The sequence below is a fragment of the Bacillus sp. OV322 genome, assembly GCF_900112495.1.
Taxonomy (GTDB): domain Bacteria; phylum Bacillota; class Bacilli; order Bacillales; family DSM-1321; genus Peribacillus.
In genome coordinates this window covers 73,747-98,895 of the sequence record NZ_FOMA01000006.1, presented here as the reverse complement: position 1 = coordinate 98,895, position 25,149 = coordinate 73,747, and the positions used below count along the sequence as shown (strand labels likewise).

General features: G+C 41.7%; 30 protein-coding genes. 13 read left to right on the top strand and 17 right to left on the bottom strand.

The features are described 5' to 3' along the window. Nucleotides 1-86 precede the first annotated feature (86 nt). The 5 genes from BM126_RS15775 to BM126_RS15760 all read right to left on the bottom strand — a co-directional run bounded on the left by BM126_RS15775 (nucleotide 87) and on the right by BM126_RS15760 (nucleotide 4,834). A complete protein-coding gene (locus BM126_RS15775; RefSeq protein ID WP_090990409.1) occupies nucleotides 87-731 on the bottom strand; it encodes an MOSC domain-containing protein in 645 nt (214 codons plus the stop codon). A 301-nt stretch (nucleotides 732-1,032) separates the two neighbouring features. Next, entirely contained in the window at nucleotides 1,033-1,122 is a 90-nt protein-coding gene (locus BM126_RS23380) for a putative holin-like toxin (protein WP_371261463.1), read from the bottom strand. 353 nt (nucleotides 1,123-1,475) lie between these two features. Beyond that, nucleotides 1,476-3,134 (bottom strand): glycerol-3-phosphate dehydrogenase/oxidase, encoded by a 1,659-nt coding sequence (locus tag BM126_RS15770; RefSeq protein ID WP_090990408.1) that lies wholly within the window; start codon nucleotides 3,132-3,134, stop codon nucleotides 1,476-1,478. A 208-nt stretch (nucleotides 3,135-3,342) separates the two neighbouring features. Then, nucleotides 3,343-3,897, bottom strand: coding sequence for a glycerol-3-phosphate responsive antiterminator (locus BM126_RS15765; RefSeq protein ID WP_141770085.1), 555 nt, complete (start codon nucleotides 3,895-3,897; stop codon nucleotides 3,343-3,345). A 97-nt stretch (nucleotides 3,898-3,994) separates the two neighbouring features. Continuing rightward, entirely contained in the window at nucleotides 3,995-4,834 is an 840-nt protein-coding gene (locus BM126_RS15760; RefSeq protein ID WP_090990406.1) for a non-homologous end joining protein Ku, read from the bottom strand. Between the two features lie 283 nt (nucleotides 4,835-5,117). Between BM126_RS15760 and ligD the strand changes: the two genes are divergently transcribed. After that, on the top strand, nucleotides 5,118-6,968 hold the full coding sequence (ligD, locus tag BM126_RS15755) for a DNA ligase D (protein WP_090990405.1): 1,851 nt from the start codon (nucleotides 5,118-5,120) through the stop codon (nucleotides 6,966-6,968). 31 nt (nucleotides 6,969-6,999) lie between these two features. Here ligD and dapF read toward each other — a convergent pair whose 3' ends face one another. Further along, complete coding sequence (gene dapF, locus BM126_RS15750; protein ID WP_090990404.1) at nucleotides 7,000-7,989, bottom strand: diaminopimelate epimerase; 990 nt, start codon at nucleotides 7,987-7,989, stop codon at nucleotides 7,000-7,002. 201 nt (nucleotides 7,990-8,190) lie between these two features. Between dapF and BM126_RS15745 the strand changes: the two genes are divergently transcribed. Next, nucleotides 8,191-8,484: a hypothetical protein gene (locus tag BM126_RS15745; protein ID WP_090990403.1), complete on the top strand. Its 294-nt coding sequence runs from the start codon at nucleotides 8,191-8,193 to the stop codon at nucleotides 8,482-8,484. Here BM126_RS15745 and BM126_RS15740 read toward each other — a convergent pair. From BM126_RS15740 to BM126_RS15720, 5 genes are all read right to left on the bottom strand, one after another. Next, nucleotides 8,479-9,723 (bottom strand): EAL and HDOD domain-containing protein, encoded by a 1,245-nt coding sequence (locus BM126_RS15740; RefSeq protein ID WP_090990402.1) that lies wholly within the window; start codon nucleotides 9,721-9,723, stop codon nucleotides 8,479-8,481. The two genes, BM126_RS15745 and BM126_RS15740, sit on opposite strands and share 6 nt — an antisense overlap. Nucleotides 9,724-9,882: 159 nt before the next feature. Continuing rightward, the gene (locus tag BM126_RS15735; RefSeq protein ID WP_090990401.1) at nucleotides 9,883-11,184 is read right to left on the bottom strand and encodes an NCS2 family permease; all 1,302 of its coding nucleotides are present in this window, start codon (nucleotides 11,182-11,184) and stop codon (nucleotides 9,883-9,885) included. A 213-nt stretch (nucleotides 11,185-11,397) separates the two neighbouring features. Beyond that, nucleotides 11,398-11,967, bottom strand: a complete 570-nt coding sequence (locus BM126_RS15730; protein WP_090990400.1) for a beta-class carbonic anhydrase — start codon at nucleotides 11,965-11,967, stop codon at nucleotides 11,398-11,400. Nucleotides 11,968-12,302: 335 nt separating this feature from the next. Then, the gene (locus tag BM126_RS15725; RefSeq protein ID WP_090990399.1) at nucleotides 12,303-13,106 is read right to left on the bottom strand and encodes a hypothetical protein; all 804 of its coding nucleotides are present in this window, start codon (nucleotides 13,104-13,106) and stop codon (nucleotides 12,303-12,305) included. 479 nt (nucleotides 13,107-13,585) lie between these two features. Then, entirely contained in the window at nucleotides 13,586-13,906 is a 321-nt protein-coding gene (locus tag BM126_RS15720; RefSeq protein WP_090990398.1) for a DUF4870 domain-containing protein, read from the bottom strand. A 166-nt stretch (nucleotides 13,907-14,072) separates the two neighbouring features. Here BM126_RS15720 and BM126_RS15715 point away from each other — a divergent pair, with 166 nt between their 5' ends. The 3 genes from BM126_RS15715 (at nucleotide 14,073) to BM126_RS15705 (ending at nucleotide 16,864) form a co-directional block, all read left to right on the top strand. After that, nucleotides 14,073-14,852: an undecaprenyl-diphosphate phosphatase gene (locus BM126_RS15715; RefSeq protein WP_090990629.1), complete on the top strand. Its 780-nt coding sequence runs from the start codon at nucleotides 14,073-14,075 to the stop codon at nucleotides 14,850-14,852. A 68-nt stretch (nucleotides 14,853-14,920) separates the two neighbouring features. Further along, nucleotides 14,921-16,054, top strand: a complete 1,134-nt coding sequence (locus BM126_RS15710) for an amidohydrolase (RefSeq protein WP_090990397.1) — start codon at nucleotides 14,921-14,923, stop codon at nucleotides 16,052-16,054. 252 nt (nucleotides 16,055-16,306) lie between these two features. Next, nucleotides 16,307-16,864, top strand: a complete 558-nt coding sequence (locus BM126_RS15705) for a GNAT family N-acetyltransferase (RefSeq protein ID WP_090990396.1) — start codon at nucleotides 16,307-16,309, stop codon at nucleotides 16,862-16,864. A gap of 317 nt (nucleotides 16,865-17,181) precedes the next feature. On the opposite strand, the gene BM126_RS15700 is transcribed toward BM126_RS15705, so the two are convergent. Continuing rightward, on the bottom strand, nucleotides 17,182-17,346 hold the full coding sequence (locus BM126_RS15700) for a DUF2639 domain-containing protein (protein WP_083392226.1): 165 nt from the start codon (nucleotides 17,344-17,346) through the stop codon (nucleotides 17,182-17,184). Nucleotides 17,347-17,409: 63 nt separating this feature from the next. Continuing rightward, nucleotides 17,410-18,486, bottom strand: a complete 1,077-nt coding sequence (locus BM126_RS15695) for an undecaprenyldiphospho-muramoylpentapeptide beta-N-acetylglucosaminyltransferase (protein ID WP_090990395.1) — start codon at nucleotides 18,484-18,486, stop codon at nucleotides 17,410-17,412. A 278-nt stretch (nucleotides 18,487-18,764) separates the two neighbouring features. Here BM126_RS15695 and BM126_RS15690 point away from each other — a divergent pair, with 278 nt between their 5' ends. Beyond that, a complete protein-coding gene (locus tag BM126_RS15690) occupies nucleotides 18,765-20,120 on the top strand; it encodes an MATE family efflux transporter (RefSeq protein WP_090990394.1) in 1,356 nt (451 codons plus the stop codon). A 69-nt stretch (nucleotides 20,121-20,189) separates the two neighbouring features. On the opposite strand, the gene BM126_RS15685 is transcribed toward BM126_RS15690, so the two are convergent. Then, nucleotides 20,190-20,963 (bottom strand): SDR family oxidoreductase, encoded by a 774-nt coding sequence (locus BM126_RS15685; RefSeq protein ID WP_090990393.1) that lies wholly within the window; start codon nucleotides 20,961-20,963, stop codon nucleotides 20,190-20,192. Nucleotides 20,964-21,138: 175 nt separating this feature from the next. Here BM126_RS15685 and BM126_RS15680 point away from each other — a divergent pair, with 175 nt between their 5' ends. The 6 genes from BM126_RS15680 to BM126_RS22495 all read left to right on the top strand — a co-directional run bounded on the left by BM126_RS15680 (nucleotide 21,139) and on the right by BM126_RS22495 (nucleotide 23,429). Beyond that, entirely contained in the window at nucleotides 21,139-21,381 is a 243-nt protein-coding gene (locus tag BM126_RS15680) for a spore germination protein (protein ID WP_071352628.1), read from the top strand. Between the two features lie 12 nt (nucleotides 21,382-21,393). After that, nucleotides 21,394-21,636, top strand: coding sequence for a spore germination protein (locus tag BM126_RS15675; RefSeq protein ID WP_090990392.1), 243 nt, complete (start codon nucleotides 21,394-21,396; stop codon nucleotides 21,634-21,636). A gap of 105 nt (nucleotides 21,637-21,741) precedes the next feature. Continuing rightward, nucleotides 21,742-22,176: a CS domain-containing protein gene (locus tag BM126_RS15670; protein ID WP_256213132.1), complete on the top strand. Its 435-nt coding sequence runs from the start codon at nucleotides 21,742-21,744 to the stop codon at nucleotides 22,174-22,176. Between the two features lie 87 nt (nucleotides 22,177-22,263). Continuing rightward, complete coding sequence (locus BM126_RS15665) at nucleotides 22,264-22,746, top strand: Hsp20/alpha crystallin family protein (protein ID WP_090990390.1); 483 nt, start codon at nucleotides 22,264-22,266, stop codon at nucleotides 22,744-22,746. A gap of 13 nt (nucleotides 22,747-22,759) precedes the next feature. Continuing rightward, nucleotides 22,760-23,248: a hypothetical protein gene (locus tag BM126_RS15660; RefSeq protein ID WP_141770084.1), complete on the top strand. Its 489-nt coding sequence runs from the start codon at nucleotides 22,760-22,762 to the stop codon at nucleotides 23,246-23,248. 19 nt (nucleotides 23,249-23,267) lie between these two features. Continuing rightward, nucleotides 23,268-23,429 carry a hypothetical protein gene (locus BM126_RS22495; RefSeq protein WP_177201457.1) on the top strand — a complete coding sequence of 54 codons (162 nt, stop codon included), beginning with the start codon at nucleotides 23,268-23,270 and terminating at the stop codon, nucleotides 23,427-23,429. A 12-nt stretch (nucleotides 23,430-23,441) separates the two neighbouring features. On the opposite strand, the gene BM126_RS15655 is transcribed toward BM126_RS22495, so the two are convergent. Next, nucleotides 23,442-23,849 (bottom strand): FixH family protein, encoded by a 408-nt coding sequence (locus BM126_RS15655; protein WP_090990388.1) that lies wholly within the window; start codon nucleotides 23,847-23,849, stop codon nucleotides 23,442-23,444. 53 nt (nucleotides 23,850-23,902) lie between these two features. Continuing rightward, nucleotides 23,903-24,181: a hypothetical protein gene (locus tag BM126_RS15650; protein WP_090990387.1), complete on the bottom strand. Its 279-nt coding sequence runs from the start codon at nucleotides 24,179-24,181 to the stop codon at nucleotides 23,903-23,905. 80 nt (nucleotides 24,182-24,261) lie between these two features. Here BM126_RS15650 and BM126_RS15645 point away from each other — a divergent pair, with 80 nt between their 5' ends. After that, nucleotides 24,262-24,510, top strand: a complete 249-nt coding sequence (locus BM126_RS15645) for a DNA alkylation repair protein (RefSeq protein ID WP_071352621.1) — start codon at nucleotides 24,262-24,264, stop codon at nucleotides 24,508-24,510. A 56-nt stretch (nucleotides 24,511-24,566) separates the two neighbouring features. Here BM126_RS15645 and BM126_RS15640 read toward each other — a convergent pair whose 3' ends face one another. Continuing rightward, nucleotides 24,567-24,920 carry a MarR family transcriptional regulator gene (locus BM126_RS15640; RefSeq protein ID WP_256213131.1) on the bottom strand — a complete coding sequence of 118 codons (354 nt, stop codon included), beginning with the start codon at nucleotides 24,918-24,920 and terminating at the stop codon, nucleotides 24,567-24,569. Between the last annotated feature and the right edge of the window lie 229 nt (nucleotides 24,921-25,149).

The window sequence follows — 25,149 nt, the reverse complement described above, 5'->3', positions numbered from 1 at the left end:
AAAATCAAGGTGTTATAAGAGCTCACTGATTTTAACAGAATCACAGAGCTCTTATCCATTAAGCTAGGTTTATTTATCAGGAAAAATTAAGAAAGCCTTTTTTTCAGCTTTTTTTTCCAGTCTTCTGCAAGCCCTTCTGCCGAAATCAGTTCCTCAGCGGCTGCCAAGCCTCCCTCCTGGTGCAGAAGAATTCTGGATGCCTGTAAGACGGTAATGGGCTTTTGCGCGCGGTGCAGTAAAGTTATATTATCATTTTGATTGATTGTGCCAGCATCAATCATTTTTGCAAAGTAACCTGTATAGCACGTGTCCAAAATGCGCTTTAAGAATTGAGGTTCATTATTGAAAAAAGAAATCGTGGAGCATGGCACCCTTCCTTGTGTTACCTGGACTGCAGCACTTCTGCCAATTCTGAAAATATCACCGATGCATACTTCTTCTTCCTTCATCCCATGAACGGTCAGGTTTTCACCAAAAGCAGGCATCGCAATGGTTTTCTGGAATTCTTCTTCCCACAGGGAATAATGTTCTGCAGGGTAAAAGCATACAGCGCGTTCAGGTCCGCCATGGTGCACCGGGTTTCCTACTCCGTCCCCGGAAAACCCATTTGCACCAAGGTCCGCCATTTCTGTTTTCTGTTTTTTTATGGCTGTCTTCATGTTCATTCCGCTGAATGCCTCATTCTGCGGTTTTCCTATTTGAAGTGATACAATGCTCCCTTGCAATATCATTATTTTTCATCCTCTCTTTCTAAGCATCTCTTTTAGCGAATACATCTGATAGAAACGCAGCTGATTTTGGAGAGTGCTTTTTAACATGCAGTCCTCTTTATGTAAGTATACTAAAGCTTGCCGCCTTAAAAAACGGTTCATGTTGTATTCGTGACAGGGCAGTGATCTTATGATATTCTAATGATAGATAAAAACAAAAAGAACCGCAAATGTGCCAGCATCTGCGGTCCCGCGATAGACTTTTCTGTCGGACCGGGCTTCTATCAGCAAACAGGCCTCTCCTTGTGCATTTTAGGATGGCCTATTTTTTATTGTGAAAAGACAAAATTGCAATTATGAGAGTTGCAAACGAAAACATCGCCATAAAAGTTTCAAAGATTGTCAAAGGCATCACCCCCTTTTGGGGAGTCCCGATCCTAGCAGTCTATCGTCCTTCTATTATACCATAAATCCGCTAAACCAACGAACGTGTGTTCCTTTTTAATGAAATAACTACTTTAGTACTAAAAATTCTGAATAATTATTGTTTTTGATAATGAGACATGTTACTATTACCATACAATATATAGTTGATCTACTGATAATATCGCCTATATATTGATTGTTTTTGTAAATAGATTTCCTCTTTTCCGCCCATCATTTGGGCGGCTTTTTTATTTTCCGGACATCAAAAAAGACGAGCTGCCTCCGATCTCAGGAACAGCTAGTCTTTTAGGATTTTTTAACATCTGTTTTACATGCTTATCAAAACTCCAGGGGAAACTCAGCTTCTCTTATACGTTCCTTCAGAACCTTATCCATTTCAAGTTTCCTGCTCTCACTCCAGCTAAAAACTTCCTCCATATAGGCCGTCACTCCCTCGCTCCACCTTTTTGCGCCAGCGATATCAAACAGGATAGCACCTGTTCTTCTTAGCAGAAAATCATCTGGCGAAGCGGCACTTTCCTCTTCAATCGCATAAACAAGCATGGCAAAAATCTCTTTAGGAAGATGGTATTTGTCCGCAAGACTGCCTTTTTCAAGGAGGATTTGAAAGATCCTGCTGACATTCGACCCGTATTTCTTTGCAAGTTTTTCAGCAGATTCCCTAGACAATCCAGCTTGTATGCCTTCTTCCACCCTATTTTCTATATAGCTTTCAAATTTTGATGCCCCGCCGACATCTCCTCCTGAAATCGGCATATGTTCCGTCTGGCAGACATCAAATTTAATTCCGTGCTCTTTTTCAAATTGCAGGGCAATCTTGTCAGTTACCTGCTTTGACATTTTCCTGTATCCCGTCAGTTTACCTCCGGCAATGGTAATCAGGCCGGAATCCGAGACCCATATTTCATCTTTTCTTGAGATTTCCGAAGGGTCTTTCCCGTCTTCATGGATGAGCGGCCGCACACCTGCCCAGCTTGATTCGACGTCATCTTCTGTAATGCCTACATCAGGGAACATGTAATGGATTGCATCGAGCAGATAATCCCTGTCTGCTTTAGTCATTTTGGGATGGATGGGGTCATTTTCGTAAAAGGTATCCGTGGTTCCTACATATGCTTTCCCTTCCCGCGGAATGGCAAATACCATCCTCTTATCGGGTGTATCAAAGTAAACTGCCTGCTTGAGCGGAAATCGTTTCTGATCGATCACGATATGGACGCCTTTCGTTAAATGAAGGGTCTTTCCTTTTTTTGAATGGTCTTTTTCCCGTAAGTCATCTACCCACGGACCCGCCGCATTCACGATTTTTTTTGCCGTAATGGTGAATTCCTCTCCTGTCAGCATATCCATGATTACAGCTCCTGCTATCCTTCCGTCCTTGTATACTAAATCAGTTACTTTGGCATAATTCAGGAGGTCAGCTCCAATCTCCGCAGCCTTTTTTGCCACTTCAATCGTTAAACGTGCATCATCTGTACGATATTCAACATAATAGCCGCCCCCTTTCAAACCGGTTTGTTTGACCAAAGGCGCTTTGGAAAGGGTTTCTTCCCTTGAAAGCATCGTCCTTCTTTCTTTTCTTTTAACTCCTGCCAGGAAATCATAAACACGCAGCCCGACTGAAGTAGAAAACTTACCGAAATTTCCTCCTTCATGAAATGGAAGCAGCATCCGCTCCGGTGTTGTTACATGAGGGCCATTTTCATAAACAATCGCTCTTTCTTTACCAACTTCGGCTACTAAAGAAACCTCAAGCTGCTTTAAATAACGCAAACCTCCATGAACGAGCTTTGTGGAACGGCTCGATGTTCCCGAAGCAAAATCCTGCATCTCAACCAGTGCCGTTTTAAGACCCCTTGACGCCGCATCAAGAGAAATGCCGCACCCTGTTATTCCTCCTCCTATTATTAATAAGTCATACTCATTTGACTGCAGCTTATCTGTCACTTTCCCGCGATTTAGATTAGAAAACTTCATGCTATCTCCCCCTCAAAGCTTCGTTTAGTTCTTTAATACCCTGATAGCCTTGCGTTTATGTTAAAAATGCATACAAAAAGACCGCAAACCGCACAGCTGCCATATGCAGCCATGCCACTTGCGGTCTCTCCAAATCTCCAACCAATTTTATTAACTTATTTAAAGTATAACGCTTTCTTTTTCATTTGAAAAGCATTTTGCCCGGCAATCAAAGTTCAGGGTCACTATACAGCTTCCAAAGCTCTAAATTGGAAGTGGTTATGGCAACCGCTCCGGAATTCAAGGCATTTTCTGCTTCCTGCCGGGTTCTTATAAAACCGCCTGCCATTATGGGTATGTTCACCTTTGACTTGATTTCTTCAATGATCCAAGGCATTGCACCCGGAAGAAGCTCAATAAAATCAGGCCTTGTTTTTTCAATGAGCTGAAGGCTTTTTTCCAGTGCATGGGAATCGATCAAAAACATGCGCTGTATTGCTTTTATGCCCTTTTTCTTCGCTCTTTGAATCACACTGATTTTTGTGGATATTAATCCGTAAGGCTTGAACTCCTGACAGATATATTCTGTTCCGTATTCGTCATTTTTAATTCCATGGATCAAATCCATATGGTAAATCATATTCTTGCCATGCTGTTCCGCCATTGCTGCAGCCGATTTTAACTGTGAGATATGTATTTCAAGGAAGGCTCCGATTTTAAATGGGCTTTCAAGAAATTTTTCAAATTCCTTCATATTTCTTGAAGCGGGAATAATGTGCTGCATGATTGTCCTCCCTTTCGGAAAGTATCCATTTTCCCATCATTTTATCATACTTTGGCCAATGCTCAAATAACAAAAAAGGAGAAGGCATCTTCCCCTTTTAAGCTTCTTTTTTCCTTATTGCCGTCTTTTTTCTTGCTGTTTTTTTCTTTGCGGCAGGCTGTTTTGGCTTCGTTTTATCAATAGATGCCTGCAGGGCAGCCATCAGGTCAGTAATATTGCTTGCCTGCGGTTCTTTTTCTTTTGCGGTAACCGTCTTTCCTGATTTTTTGGACTCAATCAGTTCAAGAAGTGCCGTACGGTAGTCGTCATGATATTTTTCCGGCTTAAACTCTGCCGTCAGCTGATCAATAAGCATGATGGCCGTTGATAACTCAGTATCAGAAATGGCATCCCCGGAAGGAATACCAGGCACATCGGCTGCCGGCCGGACCTCATCAGGATAATGAATGGTTTCCATGATCAGTGTGTTTTCCATTACCCGGATTACTGCCATTTGTTCCTTTGAGCGGATCATGATTTTTGCGAGACCTGCTTTGCCGGAAGTTTCCAGTGCCTTCCGAAGGAGCGAATAAGCTTTTATTCCTCCTTCATTTGGAGACATATAATAGCTTTTATTATAATAAATGGGATCAATTTCTTCCAATTTCACAAAATCGATAATCTCGACTGCCTTTTCTTCATTCTCCTTTTTAAGCATAGTTAATTCTTCATCTTCAAGAATCACATATTTCCCTTTTGTATATTCGTAGGCCCTGACAATATCATCCTTGCCCACTTCCTTGCTGCAGACAGGACAGACTTTTTCATATTTAATGGGGGAATGACACTCTTTGTGCAAATTTCTAAGCGAAATGTCTTTATCTTCAGTGGCTGCATGCAGCTTGACCGGAATATTCACCAATCCGAAGCTTATGCTGCCTTTCCACATTGTGTGCATATTTTTCACCTGCTGATTTTTTGTCTGCTCCTGTTACGTACTTCCTGGATTCCGTTTCAGGCTTACCCGTGTGCTTCTTTCCCGGGTTTCCCGCAGGAATCCGCCTTCCGCAATCCTCCAGTTTTTAACAGGGCTTTTTTAAAGGAAGATGCTTTAAGTCTCCTTTATTAGGTATTGTGCACAGCTCTTTATATTCCTTCCGTAAAAAAAATTGGCAATGCAAGTTTATGCTGATCTGGTACATCCTAAATGAACAAGCCTTAGACAGACAGGAGGATTCTTCATGAAACCAATGCTTCCTACATATAAAAGCGATCCCCCGCTTGGAGAGCCGTGGAGCTATGAAGTCAAATATGACGGGTTTAGGGGAATATTGACAATAGGGGAATCGCACACAGAGCTTTTAAGCCGGAATAATAAGCAGCTGCTCCCTAATTTTCCCGAAATACAAAGGTACGCTGATTCAATAAGGCCTATGCTTGACGGTTACCTGCCTGTCAAACTGGACGGCGAACTGACGTGGCTTGTTAATCCGTGCAAAAGCGATTTCATGCACCTGCAATGGAGAGGAAGATTAGGAAATTCAGAAGCCATTGAAAATGCCTCTTATGATTCCCCGGCGATATTTCTGGCCTTTGATCTCATTGAATACAAAGGACAGAATCTTTTAAATACCGCTTACAGCGAACGCAAAAAACTGTTAAAAGAATTTATTAGAATACCAGGCATGCCAGAGTCACCTGATCCGTCCGATTCTGCCTGTATTCAATATATTCCTGCCTTCAGGGATTTCCATGCATTAATGGATATGGTGATTTTATATGACGGTGAAGGAATTGTAGCAAAACATGGCGCAAGCCTTTGGGAAGCAGGAAGGCGGACACAGGAATGGATAAAAGTAAAAAACTGGAGGACTGTTTCCTGTTTTATCACCGGGCTCAATACGGTAAATGGCTACTTTTCCCTTGGTGTTTACCGGGGAAGTGACATCATATCCGTGGGACAGGTGAAAAACGGCCTTCCTTCGCATGAAAGAGATATTTTGGAACAGGTTATAAAAAGTAATGCGGCAGGCAGTGACGGTGCTTCTCTGTTCATTCATCCTTCTATATGTGTATCTGTTCATTTTCTGCATTCCTATGATGAAAGTGAGCTTCGTGAACCAAAGTTTCATAAAATTCTTGTAGAGGCACAACCATCTCAATGTACTTGGGAAGCATTTATAGAAGGACAGTTTACTTTTCCTGAAAACCTTAAGATGACATCTCCTGATAAGCCCATATGGAACACTGACAACGGCTGCACTATTACAAAGATAGAGTATTTACAGTATTTGAGGGATATATCCTCTTGGATGCTGCCCGGGTTATACAATAAAGCATTGACGACCATACGCTACCCTCATGGACTCATGTCTGAAGAACGCTTTTACCAGAAAAATGCGCCTGAATATACCCCTTCATTTGTCGATACGTTTAAGGAAGGAGATATCTCCTATATTCTTTGCAATGATATACAAAGCCTGCTATGGCTTGGCAACCAGTTAGCCATTGAGTTCCATGCACCCTTCCTTTCAGCAGGCAAGAACATGCCGGATGAAATAGTACTCGACCTTGACCCTCCCTCATCCGCTTCGTTCCCGCTTGCAGTCAAAGCTGCGGCAGCCATAAAGGGGTTTCTCGATTCCATTTCTATTAGCGGGGTGTTAAAGACCTCTGGCAACAAAGGTCTGCAGATTCATATCCCGATCCCTGCTGATACATACAGCTGGTCTGATACCCGTCTTTTCACGGATTTTCTGGCAGATTATTTATTAAACGCCTTTCCGGATGATTTCACGATTGAACGGATGAAAAAAAACAGACATGGAAAGCTGTATCTTGATTTTGTTCAGCACGGGGAAGGAAAGACCATTATTGTGCCTTATTCTGCAAGAGGCAACAGCTTTGCGGGTGCAGCGACACCTCTTTATTGGGAAGAACTGGAGAATGAGATTGCCATTGAAGATTTTACAATCAGAAATGCTGCCAAAAGGGTCAGAAGTCAGGGATGCCCTTTCAGACATTACGAAGAGTACAGAGCAAACCAGCCATTTCAGGAGGTCATTTCTTTTTTAAATAAGCACAAAAAATAAGGTGCATCACCGGATGCACCTTATTGTGTACTTATTTGAATGCCAAAATTTGTTCCCGCACCGAGTTTTCAAATTTTGAGTAGACGTTGGTCTCTTTTGTGAATTTAGTTTCATGCAGAAGCTTGAATTTTGCCGTTTCTTCAAGGTCGACGGCTATGGATGCACGATACTCATATGTTGCGTTGCCAATCAAATCTATTGTATATTCTCCTGTTTTTTCATCCAAGTGCACAGCACACTTTACTTTGCCGCCTGGATTAAAAACTTCTATTTCTTCTTCCGCGTTAGCTTTGCCGTTCAAACAGGCAACAAGGCTTGAAGCCGACATTGCTGTTCCGCAGGCATTGGTGAAGCCGACTCCTCTTTCAAATGTGCGGACAAAAATTTTGTTTTCCCCAAGATGCTTTACAAAGCTTACATTTACTCCATCAGGAAAAAGTTCATTCGGTTTATTTACACTTTCGGCAAGTTCCTCCTGAATGCCAGAATCCAGGACTTCCTGTTCTACAATTGAAACAAGATGAGGGTTTGGCACAGCAAGGGCAGTAAAACGCAGGCTATCCGAAAGCCCCGGGATCGTTTCATTTTTCAGGGTTTCTTGCCCAAGCCGGAGCGGCAGATCGTTCAGCCTGAAAGAAACAGGCGATATTTCCACTTTAAAAGTAGGAATGCCATCATAAATATCTTCGGTCCGTTCGACGGCAAGGTCTTTTTTCATTGTTTCAATTACTAATGTATCCTTGGTAACTGTTTCATGGACAAACCTTGCCACACAGCGCAATCCATTTCCGCACATTGACGCCTCAGATCCGTCTGCATTGAATACTCTCATCCTGGCATCCCCGCGGCTGCTCTTCATGACAAAAAGAATGCCATCTCCGCCAAGGCTGCCTTTCCGGTTGCATAAAGAAATGGCAAGCTTGCTTCTTTCATCATCCGTAAAGCTTATATCTTTTGTCAATTCATCGATTAATATAAAATCGTTGCCAGATCCATGGCATTTCAGTAAATCAATAATCATTCCAGCATCTCCAATCCATGTTTAACCCGGTGTTAATCTGTTCGCTTGAAAGGGTATATGTATGTAATTCATTATACTATGCTGCTCTGCAAAAATTGAGTGTTACTTCCAGTATACTGATATTTTTTCTTGCGGCAAGCAAACAAGAGGCCATTTATCCGAATAAGCAAATAAGGCCAAGGCGTTAAGGAGAGTGCCATCATGAAAATCCGTTCTGTATTTAAAAAGCATGTCTATTGGTTCCATCTATTTGTACCGGCAAAAGGACATGTCCTTTCTGAAGATTCCAATGGAAAGGTCATTTCTGCAGAAGTTTCCATACTGACAGAATCACAGGAATTAGTCTGGGAAGGTAAAATCCGCGTTTTAATCAATCAGTTTGGCATCTATCCGCAGCCTGAAGATCTAAATCGGATCCATGCTTCCGATACAGCAAAAAAAATGCTTCTTATTGAGCTAAGGCGGTACATCAAACCGCAAAAAGCCTATTTATGATGAAGCCGCACTTCCTGAAAGCAGGCCGCTGGACCAGAAGAGTGCTTCTTTGCAGGCTTCAAATACCTGGCTGCTGTCAAATCCCAGTGAGGCACACATCATTTCAGCGCTTTCCCAATTTGCCCCTTCCACTTCAATTGCCAAGTCCAGAATTTTTTTATAGATATTATGTTCTCCAAGCAGCGCCTGGGAAATTTCTTCATGCAGGGAAAGTTCCTGCAGTACATCCTTCATAGGAACCCCCATAATCGAATCCATCAGGGAAAACATGCCTGCCAGAAAAAATCCCGGTGCCGCCGTTCCTGCCTGGCTAAGTGAAGCAATTTTTTCACATGCCCTTGCCCTCGTCAGGCATATCCTGGCAATTTCACTGGATGCCTTCGATTGCCCCCCGCTATAGTCCCTTACAGCCAGTACAAAGATCCACTTTTGGATTTCAATCAATCCCAGAAAAACAATCGCCTGGCGAATTGAATTTATTTTATTTTTCGGCCTGAAAGATGGCATATTGATTAATTTAAGCAGCTTATAAGATAGAGATAAATCTTTCTCTATTAAACTTGTCAGATGATCGATATCCGGCTCGGGCAATGATAAAATCTGGATAATTTCATAATATGAATGAAAAAAAGAAGGTACATCATGTGTTGTCAAAATAATGGGCTTAGAGAAAAAATACCCTTGAAAATAATCGTAGCCCAGTTTCTTTGCCAGCTCATATTCCTCCCTTGTTTCTACTTTTTCAGCCAGCAGTTTTAAATTCAGCAGCTTGCAGATCGATTCTATTTGCTCTCTCATATTTTCTGGCGTATTCAGAAAATCCACTTTTATGATATCAGCTGTTTTCAGCAGCCTTTCTGAAAAGGGATTTTCTTTATTGAAAACAAAGTCATCCAAAGCAATCTTATAGCCCTGTTTTTTAAGAGATAAACATATGCCGATCAATTGCTCTGTCACAGGGACTGTTTCAAGAATCTCAACTACTATTTCCCTGGGAGGAAAGTATGTCGGCAGGTTCAGTTCCAGTAAATTTTCAGTAAAATTAATAAAGCATGGCTTTCCATCAGAAAGTCTGTCAATCCCAATGTTTAAAAAGCTGTTAATAATTACATCGGCAGTGGCCTGATCATGATTAACGGCTTGATAGCTATTTTCCATACTATTGCGATACAATAATTCATAAGCAGTCAGTTCATCATTTTTCCCAAAAATAGGCTGCCTGGCAACAAAAACTTCCATTTATAAACTCCTCTGTCATCTATAAATAATTATGCCTATATTTTAACAATAAAAGGAATATGTGTCTATTGGTATAAGAACAAATAATCAGGACAAAAAGCCGGCAAAACAGAAAAAGGAAGCAGATTTTACATATCTGCTTCCTTTTGGTTTTACAGCTCAGCTTATGGTGCTGATTATGAAATAGGCTAAAAATAGCACACCAATGATATAAAGCACAGGCGAAACTTCTTTTGCCTTGCCAATTACAATTTTCAAAATAGGATACATGATAAATCCGATGGCCATTCCGTCAGCTATGCTGAAGGTGAATGGAATCATGGCAATAATTAAAATGGCAGGCACACTTTCAGAAAAGTCCCCGAAATTCAGATTCTTGATATTTTCCATCATTAAAATTCCTATAATGATCAAGATAGGTGCAATGGCACTGTCAGGAATGACCTTGATGACTGGAATGAATAATATGGACACGATAAAAAGAATCCCGGTAATGACCGAAGTTAAGCCAGTCCTGCCGCCAGATGCGATTCCAGCCGCTGTTTCAACAGTTGCCACCGTAGGGCTTGAACCAGCTAAGCCCGAAATCAATACAGAAATTCCAGTTGCCTGGAATGCCTTTTGATACTGTCCTGGTCTTTTAATGCTGTTCACATGTCCATGAACAAGGCCGATGTTCTCAAACACAAGTACCATTGTCATGATAAATACGGCTACCCAGAAATCAAAGCGGCCAGCTTCGGCAAAGGATAGAGACATAAAAACATCTCCGTAGGATGAAACATCCATGCCTTTAAACGAAACTCCTGAGAATGAAATGATCCCAAGACAGTATGCAATGATACTGCCGGCAATGATCGTTATCAGAAAGCTGCCCGGCACGTTTTTGATGAACAATGAAATGGCAATGATAAAGGTCAGCGCTGTTGCAATGACTTTGGGGTCGCTGAAGCTTCCAAGCGCTAAAAGCGATGAAGCACTCTTGGTAATCAAACCGCCCTTTTCAAGTCCAAGGAACATTAAAAATAATCCAAGCCCCACTGAAATGCCTTCTTTTAATGAGTTCGGAATTGAATCACTGATAACTTTGGAAAAACGGGTAAAGGCGATAAACGCAAAGATGGCACCGGAAACAAATACAGCACTTAATGCAGACTGCCAGGATAGGCCCATTCCCTGGACCATCGTATAGGCAAATAATGCATTAAGCCCCATTCCCGGCACAAGGATAATCGGGACATTTGCAAAGAACCCCATCAGGATGCAGCTTGCAGCAGACGTGACAATTGTCGCAACGATTGCACCGTTAAATGGAATGCCTGCTTCAGACAGTATCAGCGAATTTACCACGGTAATGTAGACGATGGTAAAATAACTCACTATCCCTGCAAGGATTTCTCTGCGGAATGTCGACCCATTTTCTTGGATGTTAAAAAGCCTTTCAAAAATAGAACGATTCATAGTAGATTCCTTATTTAGTTTATCCCTCACCCACCCGTTTGTTACAGTGACAAACCACACTATGTGATTTTAACAGAAAAACACCGAAAATCAAACTATTCTCCCATTTCATCAGCGGACCGCTTGCTGCAGCCATTTTTTACATGGTGGGCTCAGCTGGCCAAGCAACTTCACCAGATGGACGTATGATTACAGCCCTTTAACGCGATTCTATTATTTAAGAAACTCGTAGCCGTCCACGACTTTGTCAAGTTTACCTGTTTCAGGAGAGATGACAAGCCCGTGTACCGGGATATTTGGCGGAAGCAGCGGATGGTTCCGGATAATTTCAACACTGTTTTTGACGCTTTCCACTACACTGTCAAAGCCGCGGAGCCAGTTTGCCAAGTGAATGCCGGAGTTCTCTACCGTTTCAATTGTTTCTTCTGTAATGCCCCTGTCCTTCATTTTTCCAATCATCTTGTCACTGTTGATGGAGGACATTCCGCAATCATGGTGGCCAACTACAAATACCTCATCAGCATTCAATTCGTAAACGGCAACCATTATGCTCCTCATGGCACTTCCGAATGGATGGGAAACAACCGCACCCGCAGTTTTAATGACTTTGGCATCTCCGTTTTTGAAGTTCATGGACTTAGGAAGCAATTCCACAAGCCTTGTGTCCATACAGCTTAAGACAACCATTCTTTTTTCAGGCAGCTTCCCTGCCTTATACTTTTCATATTCCTCTTCTTCCACAAATCTTTCGTTATATACCAATATTTCATCCAATAAAGACATAAAATCACCTATTTTCTATGTATTTTTCTTGCTAATTATAATACAAAACAAACAAAAATGCTTTTTATAAGAATTCTTTATGCATTCATGCAGTTCTTTTTTTAAGGCTGTTTTAGTAAACTTTGCTGCTGCCTGAACAAATGGCTGATTTCCGCTCCAGGATGATATGCTTTCCGAGGGGCGTTCGCCAGGCCTCCTCGACTTCCGTCTGCGGGGCCTCATCTGTCACGCTGATCCGCAAACCTTTCGCTTCAATCAGCCTGCTTTAACAATGGATTTGCCTCGCAGCTTAAAAACATCATTCTTTATGAAAGGAACCTTATTCATAGCTTTGTTCAATTTTTTCTGTGATGTAAAACTGCTGCACAAAAACCAAGCACGGCCACTTTTTCTTCCATTATGGCTGCTTCACTAAATGAGAGAACGGGAGTGTTCATCTCCTTGAATCGCTCTCCCCACTCGATAGGCATCCAGCCTTTTTGAAACCTCACGATCTTTTTGCCGCTGCAAGTGATTAATTCAAAATCATTAAGCAGCCCGCCGATGCTGACTGGGATCCAGTCTTCCCCGCCCGCACCAGCAATCATGCCATTCACTTTGAAAAGGGATTTTTTCCAGACTTCCTTAAAGGTCCCTATCAGCTGCCCTTCACCGTCTTTCATAACCACTTTGTTCAGCAGGCCCCAGCGGAAATTATACATACCAAACAGTTTTCCCTTTGAGTCATACAATCCATACCTTTTAGGCAAAACCAAGGAAACAGAATTCGGAATCATCCACATATACCAGCTCATGTTCATATCTCTTATTTCTCCTGCAAGTGCCCCGTTCGGTTCAAAAAGCAATACCCTCAATGTAGGAGCCGGCATAAAGGCCGCAAGCAAGTTCTTTTGCTCCTCCAGCGGCTTGCATGAAGTTACCGCTTCTATCGGCAATCCCTGTGCCCTGTTTTCGTATACTCTATAACCCGCAAAGCTTATTATGCTAAAAAGAATGAATGGTGCTTCAATCTCCAGAATATTGCCCGTTAAAACCCCAAAAAGATGCAGTGCAAAGAAAGCTGCAGCCATGATCAAAGAAATCCAGGAAGTCCGGAAGCATATCTTAGCCGTTTTCACATAATAAGTCCGTATATTCATAATCTGCTCCTTGGGAGATTAATAGTATGCCTTAAGAATACATTAATAGAATTGCCGCTTGCCCAGCCTCCTAAAGTACGTTCTACCTCTTTCATTCTATTCCTTCTTGAACTTTAATAGAATACTAAAAAAGCGAAAGCGCCTGATTCAAAGGATCGAAGACTAAGAACGCCGCGTCCTGCGGCAACGTCTTCGTGACCCCCGTCCTGGTGGCCCTCGACAAGCATAAGACGCATCCAAATAGAAGGCGCTCTTTGCCTTCAATTTGGATGTGGCTTATGACCTCGAGAGGCTAGGCGCTGCAGCTGGATTACATAAAAAGCGAAAACGCCTGGTCAGCCTCGTCCTGTGGCTGCGCTTTTGTGCCCCCGCCCCTTGAACTCATATTTTATACAAGTCGCAAGGAAAAAAGTCGGTTAATGAACACCGGCAAACATAAACAAAAAGGCATCCGGCAATGCGGATACCTTTTCTGATTATTACAGAATGCGGAATATAACTGGAATCTTATATTCTATACCCTCATATGACTTAACTGCCGCAATGATGGTAAAAACAAAAGCCGCTATCCCTATCACCGGCAGGGCAATAAATCCTATGAACACCAGGCAAAGCACACCGGCGGCAACTGTATAAATCGTATAGGAAATCAGAAAGTTAAAATATTCCCGTCCATGATAATCAATGAACTTAGAAGAATCTTTCTTTATCAGCCAAATAATCAATGGCCCTATGAAAACAGTAAAGAAACTGGCAACGTATATTAGCGCAGCCAATGATCTTTCATCACTTGATGGCATTTCCCTCTCCTCGCTTTCTTTATGATATTATACGCAAAAACTGTAAATAAGGCTTCATATTTTTCCAGACTCCCCCTTTTTCTTAAAAATCAACATGTTTTTTTTAGGGATACATATGTATGGATATAAGGTTGTACAAAGTATCTTCTTATGAGGTGATGGTTTGTTGAATGGATTTCAAGCTTTAATACTAGGTATGATACAGGGATTGACGGAATTCCTTCCCATATCAAGCACCGGTCATCTGTATTTAGGGAGGCACCTCTTTCACCTTGATGAAGCCGGCATTACGCTCGATACCATGCTGCACATCGGCACACTGCTTGCCCTTATCGCGGTGTACAAAGAGGATTTGTTTGCTTTAGTGAAGAAGCCCTTTTCCAAATTGACACTGTTGCTTATCGCAGGCACGATACCCGCTGTATTTGCAGGACTGCTGCTGGGAGACTGGTTTGATGAGCTTTCCAAAACAGGAGTGACCATTGGATGGGAGTTTCTTGCGACAGGATTGATCTTATGGCTTGCAGACAGCGCCAAGGAAGGCAAAAAATCGATCAGCCAAATCACTGTAAAAGATGCCTTCCTCATCGGCAGTTTTCAGGCTGCTGCAATCATGCCTGCATTATCCCGCTCAGGCCTTACAATAGCTGCAGGATTATTATGCAAGCTAGACAGAGCGACTGCAGCTTATTTTTCTTTTCTCCTATCCATCCCTGCAATAACGGGCGGCATTGTGCTGCAGATCAAACCTGTTTTATTGGGACAGGCTGAGTATCTAAGTTTGCCTGCACTTTTTGCCGGCACCCTGTCATCAGCGATTTTTGGATACATTGCTGTAGTATGGATGATAAATTATTTAAAAAGAAGATCATTAAAGGTTTTTTCCATCTATGTATGGGCTCTGGGCGGGCTGATTTTACTTCTCCAATTTACGGGTGCCTTTTAGACAGATTGGGGCTGCCAGAGTTCCGCCTGTTTTAAGGGGATTAAAATATATGTAGGAAAGGAGAAAAAATGTCTATACTTTTTCAGAATGCCATTGTCCATTCTGTTACCTCCCCTCCTTTGCAGGGAGGTGACGTATATGTGAGGGATGGAAAGATAAAGGATATCGGCCATTCACTTGAGCAAAAGTACAGCCATTATGCCCTTACAAGAATCGATTGCAGAACCATGCATCTTTTCCCTGGATTAATCGATGTTCATACACATATGGGGCTATACGATGAAGGCACAGGCTGGGCTGGCAATGACGCGAATGAAACCATCGAGCCGCTCACCCCCCAAATCCGCTCCATTGATGGGGTCTACCCTCTCGATACGGCTTTTACTGATGCAATTTCAAGCGGAATAACAACTGTTCAGGTGCTGCCTGGAAGCGCCAATGTCATTGGCGGGACTACATCTGTGATTAAGACTTTTGGAAATAATATTACCAAGATGCTGGTAAGGGAAACTTCCGGCCTTAAGATTGCACTCGGTGAAAACCCTAAGAGGATTCATAGTTCCTCAAGCAATGATTCCATAACAAGAATGGGAATTATGGGAATGCTCCGGGAGGCATTTACTGAAGCAAAATACTGTGATAATCCCGATACATTCAGGGCTGCCCCGATCATTAAAGCCTTAAAGAGGGAGATACCAGTCCGCATTCATGCACACAGGGCAGATGATATTTTCTCTGCCATTCGTTTTGCTGAAGAATTCGGGCTGGATTTAAGAATTGAACACTGTACGGAAGGACATTTGATAGCAGATGAACTGGCGGACAGGCAGCTCAAAGTATGCGTCGGTCCGACTCTTACCAGGAGATCCAAGGTCGAACTGAAGAATAAAAGCTGGAAAACGTATGAAGAATTGACTAAACGGGGTGTCGAGGTCTCCATCACCACCGACCATCCTTACACCCCGATCCAGTATTTGAACATATGCGCTTCACTTGCTGTCCGGGAAGGTTTGTCTATTCAAAAAGCAGTTGAGGGCATAACTATTCTTGCTGCAAGAAATCTGGGACTGGAAAAAAGATTAGGGAGCATCGAGGCTGGAAAAGATGCCGATTTGGTTCTTTGGACACACCATCCTTTCCATTATCAGGCAAAGCCATTTATCACCATGATTAATGGAGAAATTGTATTCAAAAAAAAGTAGAAATTTGGTGAAAAAAATAGATAAAAACCTATTTTCAAATTCATTTTTTTTTAGTATTATACCTTCGTAAGGTATTTTTTTTTGAATATATTGCTTAAAAATAAAAATAGGGAAGGCAAATGGTGCGCCACCGGTTTCCGGTCCTAGTGGGTTCGATTCCCACCCCGAAATTTTTTGATGCATTACTTAAAAAATTTCGAGGGTGAGAGCAGAGCAGATGCTTGGAATCTGCCCTCAAGCGGAGGGACGGAAATGTTAAAAAAGAGAGATTTTACAGATTGTCATCCTCTTTACGAGTTGATTACGCATCCAGATGTCTTCCCTTTCGTGCGCCAAAAAGTTGATTCATATGAAGAATATGTATTCGTCACAAAGCAAACGATGGAAGCTGAAGAATCGGGCCATTTGATTTCCCGCACGATAACCGATGAATGGGAAAATCCTATTGGTACGATATCCCTTTTTGATGTACAGGATTCTGCCGGTTTTCTTGGGACCTGGCTTGGCAAGCCTTACCATGGAAAAGGTTATAATGCCATGGCAAAAGAAGCCTTCTTCAATGAACTTTTCTTTGAACTGAACATTGAAACTGTGTTCATGAGAATCCGCAAAAAAAATCTGCGTTCTATTGGGGCTGCCGAAAAACTTCCATATGCAGTCAAAGCCAATGAATCAAGGAAATACATGTATGATGCCATTAACGAAAACGGCGATATTTTTGATTTGTATGAAATTCCAAAGGATTTGTACACCCTTCATATTCTAAGACAGCAGCAGGATGATGATTCACAGCACCTGCTTGAAGCATAATTTTATAAGTTCGCTGATGTAACACCACTAGGGGATTGGCAAATGCGCCAATCCCCATTTATTTTTCTCCTCAGCAATTATCACAGCCCGAATACGCAGAAAAAAACACAGAAGTTATCTCCAGGAAGAAAAAATCAGCCCGGGAGGCTTCTGTGTTTTTTGTTTTTCATTCAGGCTCTTTTTTAAAGATTGCTATATTAATGAGTTCTGCGAGGCGAACCCATCGTTAAAACAGGCTGAATGGAGCGAAAGGCGCGAGCATCCTGGAGAGGAAATCAGCGGCCTGGATCCTGGAACAATACGAAAACAGCCTTCATTTATAAGCTGGAACTTTTTCTGTCACTCTCGATCAATTCTTCGTACAGCTTGCGGACCACATAGGTTTTGTAGGATTCGAGCTTTCTTCTTTCAACAGGATGCTTTGTAATCCCTTTTGCTTTTAATTGAGTCAAAAACCAGCCTTTTGAATATTTATAGGCCAATAGCATCTACCCCCTCATGCGCGTTTTACAAGATATGCGCCTGAGGGGTTTTTCATGTATGTTCTAGCGGTTTTTCATCATACCGTTAAGCAGTTCATACATTTCATGAGCGGTTTTAAAAGGACGCTCTTTTTTCATTTTATCTTTATACAATGCAGACTTCTCCTGTAACGTATGAAGTGCAGCTTCAAAATTTTGATATGTTGCGTCTTCTTCCTGCAGCACCTTTGAAAAACCTTGTTTTTCAAAGCTTGCTGCATTGAGGATTTGATCTCCACGTGAGGCCTGTGCGCTTAAAGGAATCAGCAGCATCGGTTTTTGGAGGCCTAGAAATTCAAAAATCGAATTGGATCCTGCTCTTGAAACGATCACATCAGAAGCAGCCAGCAGGTCGAAAAGCTCTTCATGGACAAATTCAAATGGGCAATAGCCTTTTCTTTTCAGCTCCTCCTTCACATTTCCTTTTCCGCAAATATGGATAATCTGATAGGAATTCAGCAGTTCATCAAGATTTTCGGTAATCAGATTATTGATCTTCACTGCCCCGAGGCTTCCGCCCATAACCAATAGCACGGGCCTGCTGCTGTCAAAACCGCAGAATATCTTTCCTTTTGCTGCATTTCCCTTAAAAATGCCATCCCGCAAAACGGCTCCTATGTACATGGCTTTTTGCTCCGGCAGGTTAGCGGCAGTCTCCTGGAACGTTGTGAAAATTTTAGACGCAAATGGCATGGCAATTTTATTGGCAAGCCCTGGAGTATAATCTGATTCATGAATTAAAATGGGGATTTTCAGCATTTTCCCTGCGAGAACGACAGGAACTGAAACAAATCCTCCCTTTGAAAATATGAACTCAGGTCGCACTTCTTTTAAAATTTTTCGTGCATCGAAGATTCCCTTAATCACTTTAAAAGGATCTTTCAGATTTTGAAGAGACAGGTATCTTCTTAATTTTCCTACAGCAACGGTACGATAGCTGATTTGAGGAAATTCCTTTTCGATGATGGATTTTTCAATCCCCTGCTCTGATCCAATATAGGTTACATCCCAGCTTTTTTCTATAAATTCAGGGATAATGGCAGCATTGACCGATACGTGTCCTGCTGAACCTCCGCCCGTAAAAACGATTTTCTTTTTCATTGATTTCACCTTCCGCAGCCAAAAATGTTTTCCCTTCATATTACCACAGTTAAAGCCGGCTGAAATGGCGAATCATGAATTTTCTTTTGTCAATATAAGCAAAGCGGGAAAAGAAATTCAAGGAACGCGCCAGATCCTGGATTGGAACAAGTGCCTCCCTCCATGCCATATTTAAAATAATTCCCCCCCAGAATAAGCAATCTTCAACAGACTCTATCTATTCAATGAAAAAATGTTATAATGCTATCATTCGCAAAAATGTAAATCGAGGTAACAGCATGAAGCAAACTTATACAAAAGCAGAAAAATTCCGCCAGCTGCTGGTGATACTCCTCCCTATCCTTGTCACTCAAATGGGCATGTACGCAATGAATTTTTTCGATATCATGATGTCTGGCAAATATAGCACTTCACATGTAGCAGGAGTTTCTATAGGGAGTTCCTTGTGGGTCCCGGTAAATACAGGGCTATGCGGGATATTGCTCGCCATTACACCTATTGTTTCCCAGTACATCGGCTCGAAAAACCATAAAGCGGTCCCTGTTTCAGTCATTCAAGGAGTGTATTTATCTGCTTGTATGGCCATTATCATAACAATCATCGGCATGTTCGTACTGGATCCTGTCCTCAATGGCATGAGTCTGTCTCCTGCTGTCAAAGAAGTGGCGCACGATTATCTTGCAGCTCTTGGACTGGGCATCCTGCCGCTTTTTATGTACAATGTCCTTCGATCATTCATCGATTCACTTGGCCAAACAAGAATTTCCATGTTCATTACTCTTTTTTCCCTGCCGGTAAATGTCCTGTTCAATTACCTCTTAATTTATGGGAAATTTGGTTTCCCAGAGCTTGGGGGCGTCGGTTCGGGTTATGCAACAGCCATTTCCTATTGGATGATCTTTTTCATTGCGGTGATTGTCGTTCACAGGATGCGGCCTTTTTCGGGATATAAAGTATTTCATTCTTTTCCAAAAGTATCGTTTGCACAGTGGCGGATGATTCTGAAAATCGGCATGCCCATCGGATTTTCGATTTTCTTTGAAACCAGTATCTTTTCTGCAGTGACACTGTTCATGAGCAATTATGATACAATAACGATTGCTTCTCACCAAGTGGCAATTAATTTCGCTTCTTTCCTTTACATGCTCCCGCTCAGCATTTCAATGGCCCTGACCATCATTATAGGTTTTGAGGCCGGTGCCGGCCGTTATAGGGATGCAAAAGAATACAGTGTGATTGGAATTTCCACGGCACTATTTTTGTCATTGCTATGCGCGTGCATCATTTTCTTTTTCAGGGAAAACGTTGCTTCCCTTTATACAAACGATTCCGTCGTCATGAAAATGACTGCACACTTTTTGATTTACGCAATCTTTTTTCAGATTTCAGATGCCGTGCAGGCACCTATTCAGGGAATTCTCCGGGGTTATAAAGACGTCAATATTACCTTCATCATGACACTTGTGTCGTATTGGATCATTGGCCTCCCAACGGGATACCTTTTTGCCCATTATACAGCGCTCGGACCTTTTGGATATTGGATTGGCTTGATTGCAGGGCTGGCATTTGGAGCCGCCGGACTGACAAGCAGGCTCCTTAACCTGCAGCGAAAAAAAATCGCGGGGCGCGGATAAATCTTAAAAGATTTTTGATTCAAGAGAGTATCTCAAATGAAAAAAAGACTCCGCCGCGGAGTCTTTTTTTCATTTGTGGAATATTTTAGCAAGGACATCCTTGCCTCCTGTAACGGGAATGATGCTTCCTGTGATAAAGTCTGATTGAGAATCGCAAAGGAAACGGATGACACGTGCAAGGTCCTGCCCTGTGCCAGGCCTTCCGACTGGAACCGTATCATCGGAGATGCCCGCTGCCTCAATGATATCTTTTTCTTTCCATTCCTGGGTAATGTCTCCCGGACAAACCATATTTACCGTAATTCCATATGGAGCTTCTTCAAGTGCCAGGGTTTTGGTCAATGAAGTTAAACCGCTTTTTGCTGCTGCAAAGGCAGAACGGTATATCCAAGCAGGTGCTGTATCACTTCGCTCAAAACCGAACGATATCACTCTTCCCCACAAATTCTTCCTCATGCTTGGGATAATCTCTTTTGCCATATAGAAAAAGCCGTTCAAGTTTCCGTTCATAAGATAATTCCATTCATCGCTCGTGTAATCAGCCATCGGTTTGCGCTCTTGAATATAAGGGCCGGCATTGTGGATAAAAATATCTATTTTACCGAAATTCTCTAAAACTTCACCCACAGCCCTGGCACAATCCTCTTCAAGCGACGCATCAGCCTGTATGGCCATAGCCCGGACGCCAAAGGAGGAAGTGATATCTTCAATCACACGTTCTGCTTCTTTGCTGCTTTTCCTGTAGGTTATGATAACAGCCGCTCCTGAGCCTGCAAGCATATAGGCGGTTTTTTTGCCGATGCCTGTTGCCCCCCCGGTTATTAACGCTACTTTTCCATCCACAGTAATACCTCTTCATTTAGTGACTTTTCTTATAGTTTATTATACATAAAAATTTTTCATTCTCTACTTTTTATGGTTTTCTCCCGCATATTCCATTTTCGTAAGTCCACCGTATATTAACGTATAGGCAATGGCCAGCATACGATAACACAACAAAGAAAAAGGATGTGCGGAGATGCAGACCGTGATTAATATTTACAGCCTGAAGATTAATAATATTTCAAGCAACGGAAGTATTAACATTGGGGAATCTCTTCATAATTCTCCCACTGCCAATACCAAGTCACAGGGCCAAAATTCTTCTTACGGTGATTTTGCCCCTCCACACGCAGTCATGGAAAATGTATTTATCGATCCAGACCTAAACGATCAAGGCGACGTTTTGGATTCAACACCAGTAGTATCCAGCCAATTGTAAAGGATGAATGTGATGCCTCAGCAAATAAATATATTTAACATCAAGACAAACAGCATAACCACAAATGCGAATTTTGACATTGGGCCTACTGTCCATAATAGCCATACCTCGAACTTTAAAATCATTGGCGCAAATTTTTCTTTCGGAGATATATCTCCTGCAGGTTCAAGCATGGCAAACGGTGTCTGGGATCCGGATTTCAGTGATCAGGACCAAATTGCCAACCCATCCATGCCGATCACAAGCCAGCTGTAAGAAAGCAAAATACGAAATGCCGGCAACGGAAGAGAGGAATTCATCATGTTTCCCTGGAATATGCTTTTCCCTTTTCAAAAAAACCAGAATGATTCTTTAAAAAACATGAAACCCCAAGAAGTTCAATCATTCATTGATACATTATTTTCCCAGGTGATTCCCCAAAATATGAAAGGAATGATGAACCCTGGGCAAAATGACGGCGGAGGAGGCTTCCCGCCGTTTGGCCAGTCTCCTCAGCCTGCTTCTGCAGAGAGAAAATCCCCTCTTGGCGCAGAGGTATTCGAAACACATACGGATGTTTATGTCAGAATACCCGTTAAAGATCCCGAGTGGCTGAAAAAAATCAGGATTTTTCATACCTCTAATCAATCCATTATTGAAGGAATACCAGAGAATGATGACAAACATATCATCACACTTCCGGCCATTGTAAAGAAAAAAGGAGCCTCTGCACATTTTAAGGATCATACATTGGAAATCAAATTGCAAAAAAACCTTGATTTGCAGTATTCAGAAATAGACGTCTCCGAAATATAATGGAGGCGTCCTTTTTTATCTTTTATTCTGAGATAAGCTCTGTAAAAATATAGTAATAAGAGCACCCGCTTGAAAGGTGGTCATAGTATGGATATGGATAAAATTAAGCAGTGGATTGAAATCTCCCAGTCTTATCAATCCGAACAGTTCTGGAAACAGGTTTTTTCACAAAAAACTGCCGCTGAAAACCCGTCTGCAGATAAAAGCCGCACAATGGATGGCCCTATCAATACTGAAAGTGAATGGCCCATATATGATCTTTTCCTGTTTGGGGAGGTTATGACAATTACCATTGAGCTTGCCGGGATTCACCGGGAAGATATCGAGCTTTCCCTGAAGGATGATATTTTGGCCATAAGGGGCAGGATCAGGTCCATACAGGAGAAAATCCATTATTACGTGAAGGAACGGAAGCATCAGCAATTTGAAAGATTGATTAAATTGCCATATCTCCCGGAAAGAAATACCTTTCAATCTGCCTTCCAAAATGGTCTGCTTACAATCACCTACAAAATCCCCCCTCAGGAAGAGCCGGTGAAGATCGATATACAGCCGGCCAATGAGAAGTAATGGAAAACCGGGGATGATAAAGTTTTTTAAAAGGAAAAAAACGGCCAGCAGCATATATGATGAAAAAATCGATTCACTCGAAGCAACCCTGAAAAATATCGAGCAGTATCTTTTTCAGCTATCGTCCAATAAAGGGCCTCCCATTCTCAAGCAGCAGGTTTCCATCAGACATGAAAACCTTGTCAGGCAAGAGCATAATAATAAAACAGAACAGCATGTTCAGCCCCCGCCAATTAACACTGAAGATTCTCTCGGCGCGTCCGCAGGCTCTCCCATCAAAATTGAGTCTTTAAGGGTCGATAAGATTATTGTGGAGAAGCTGGAATACAGCAACAACTTTGGACAGCTTGGAATAAATGAACTTACCGGCAAACTGAACATTGGAACGAGCTATGAAGGCAAGCTAAAGAAAATGCCGGAATTCAGCATGGCTAAATTTGCCTCAAAGGATGATGATGAAAAAGCACCGGAGGTAAAACTTCATTCAAGAAAGGAGGAATAGCTTATCACAGCAGAAATACATGAAAAAGTATTCTAAAGTAATCGGGGCGGGTTCTGCGGCCGATTATTTTTTTGTTTTGCTGACTGCAGATTTCAGGACTCCATATGCCCCCGCCTTTGATGCTAATCCCCCAGAGTCAGTGAATCCGCTTTCAGCAAAACTTTTTGAAAGCAATACATAAGATATCCTGGAATTACTCCGTGCTGCTGCGGGAGCCTATGGTAAATTCCTTTTTAGGCATTGCATGCATCCCTTCTGCCGTTACGTGCGCAATTATGTAATAGGTCCCTTGTGCCGAAAAGGTTTTTTTTATTTCATAGTCGCCTTTTTCATTGGGGTGGACTTCAATTGTTGTATGCTTATTAATTTGCGAATTCCAAATCTCGAATTTTACCTCGTCTGCCTTTTTTACTCTTTTTCCATTAGAAACAATGTCTGCTTTAAAATCCACCGTTTTATTGACATCTGCTATTTCCGGATTGATTGTAACCTTAACATCAAGCATATTTGGCATATCTTCGGCCATTTCTTGCTTATTGCCGGAACACCCGCCTACAAGCAAAAGCAGGCCAATCAAGCAGCATAAGCTTATCTTTTTCATATCCGTGCCCTCTTTTCCTGTGACTTTCCTTAAAACTGCAGGTCAGTTATTATCTATTTTTGAAGCGTCTTCATTTCCTCAATGTACAGAGAAAGCAGCTCCTGTTTTTCATCAGCTGTCAATGCTTCCGACTCTGCTAATCTTGTAATGCTGAGATAAAATTTTTCATAGCTGGACTTTCTTGTTCTTGGATGTGCATTTTCATCAAGAAGCTCCCGGCGTATCAGCTCACTTATTATTTCTTCAGGCTTTTGTTCCTTTTTACGCAGCTGCCGGTTATTCCAGAGCCTTAGATACAAGGAAAGCAGCTCTTCGCTATGTATATTTGTCATTATAAATTCCTCCTTTTTGGGGGCTTTGTACATAAAACCCAGACGATTTGCAAAAACTTACAGAAAAAGGAGTGAATAACATGCCACAGGTATATCGATGTCCCGGATGCAAAACCAATAAATCCAGATTTAACATGATTCAGCAGGTTTCAGTCCCGGTTAAAAAAGATCCACATACTGGGGAAATCGTCTCTGAATATTCCAATGATGCTCTTGATCCCTTCCATTTGCCTTATAAAGGGCCAGAATTAAAGGTTCAATGTGCGACATGCGGAATGATAGATGAAGAAAAATCCTTTGCTGCTTTCGGGAATATGGACATGCAATAAATTATCAAATACGAAATAATGGCGGCATTAGCCATCACTGCCTAATGCCGCCATTTTCATTTAAACTTTTTGATTAAATGCAGCAGTGATGTCAATTCATCTTCTGTAAATGTGCCGAATTTTTCATGAAGATATTCGGTCTTTTTCTTTTCCAGATTATTGATGAGGTTTACACCTTCTTCTGTCAAATCGAATGTGACAACTCTCCGGTCACTTTCCGTTCTTTTTCTAAGGAGCAAGCCTTTTTTCACTAATGATTCCGTAACAGTTGTGATATGGCTTGCAGAAACATCCATTTCCTTTGATAGCCCTGTTGCATTTTTTATTTCAGAAAAAGCTATATTTTTCAAAACAAGAAATTCACTGCTATTAATGGATTCACCGTAAATGACTGATAATTCTTTTCTCATTGTTCTAAACATATTCTTGAATTCTTTTTCTAAAAGATATAATTTATCTTGTTTTAAAATGATAATCATTCCTTTAATTTTATATGAAGGCGATATTCTAAACGCTTTAAGTATAAAGGTAAATAGGCCATAAGTGTAGTATTATCCTTCAAAAAAAAATAAACCAGTATTGATTGGTTTATTTTTCTATGATTTTCGCCCTGCTCCTGGATCTTCTAACCAGTTTTTT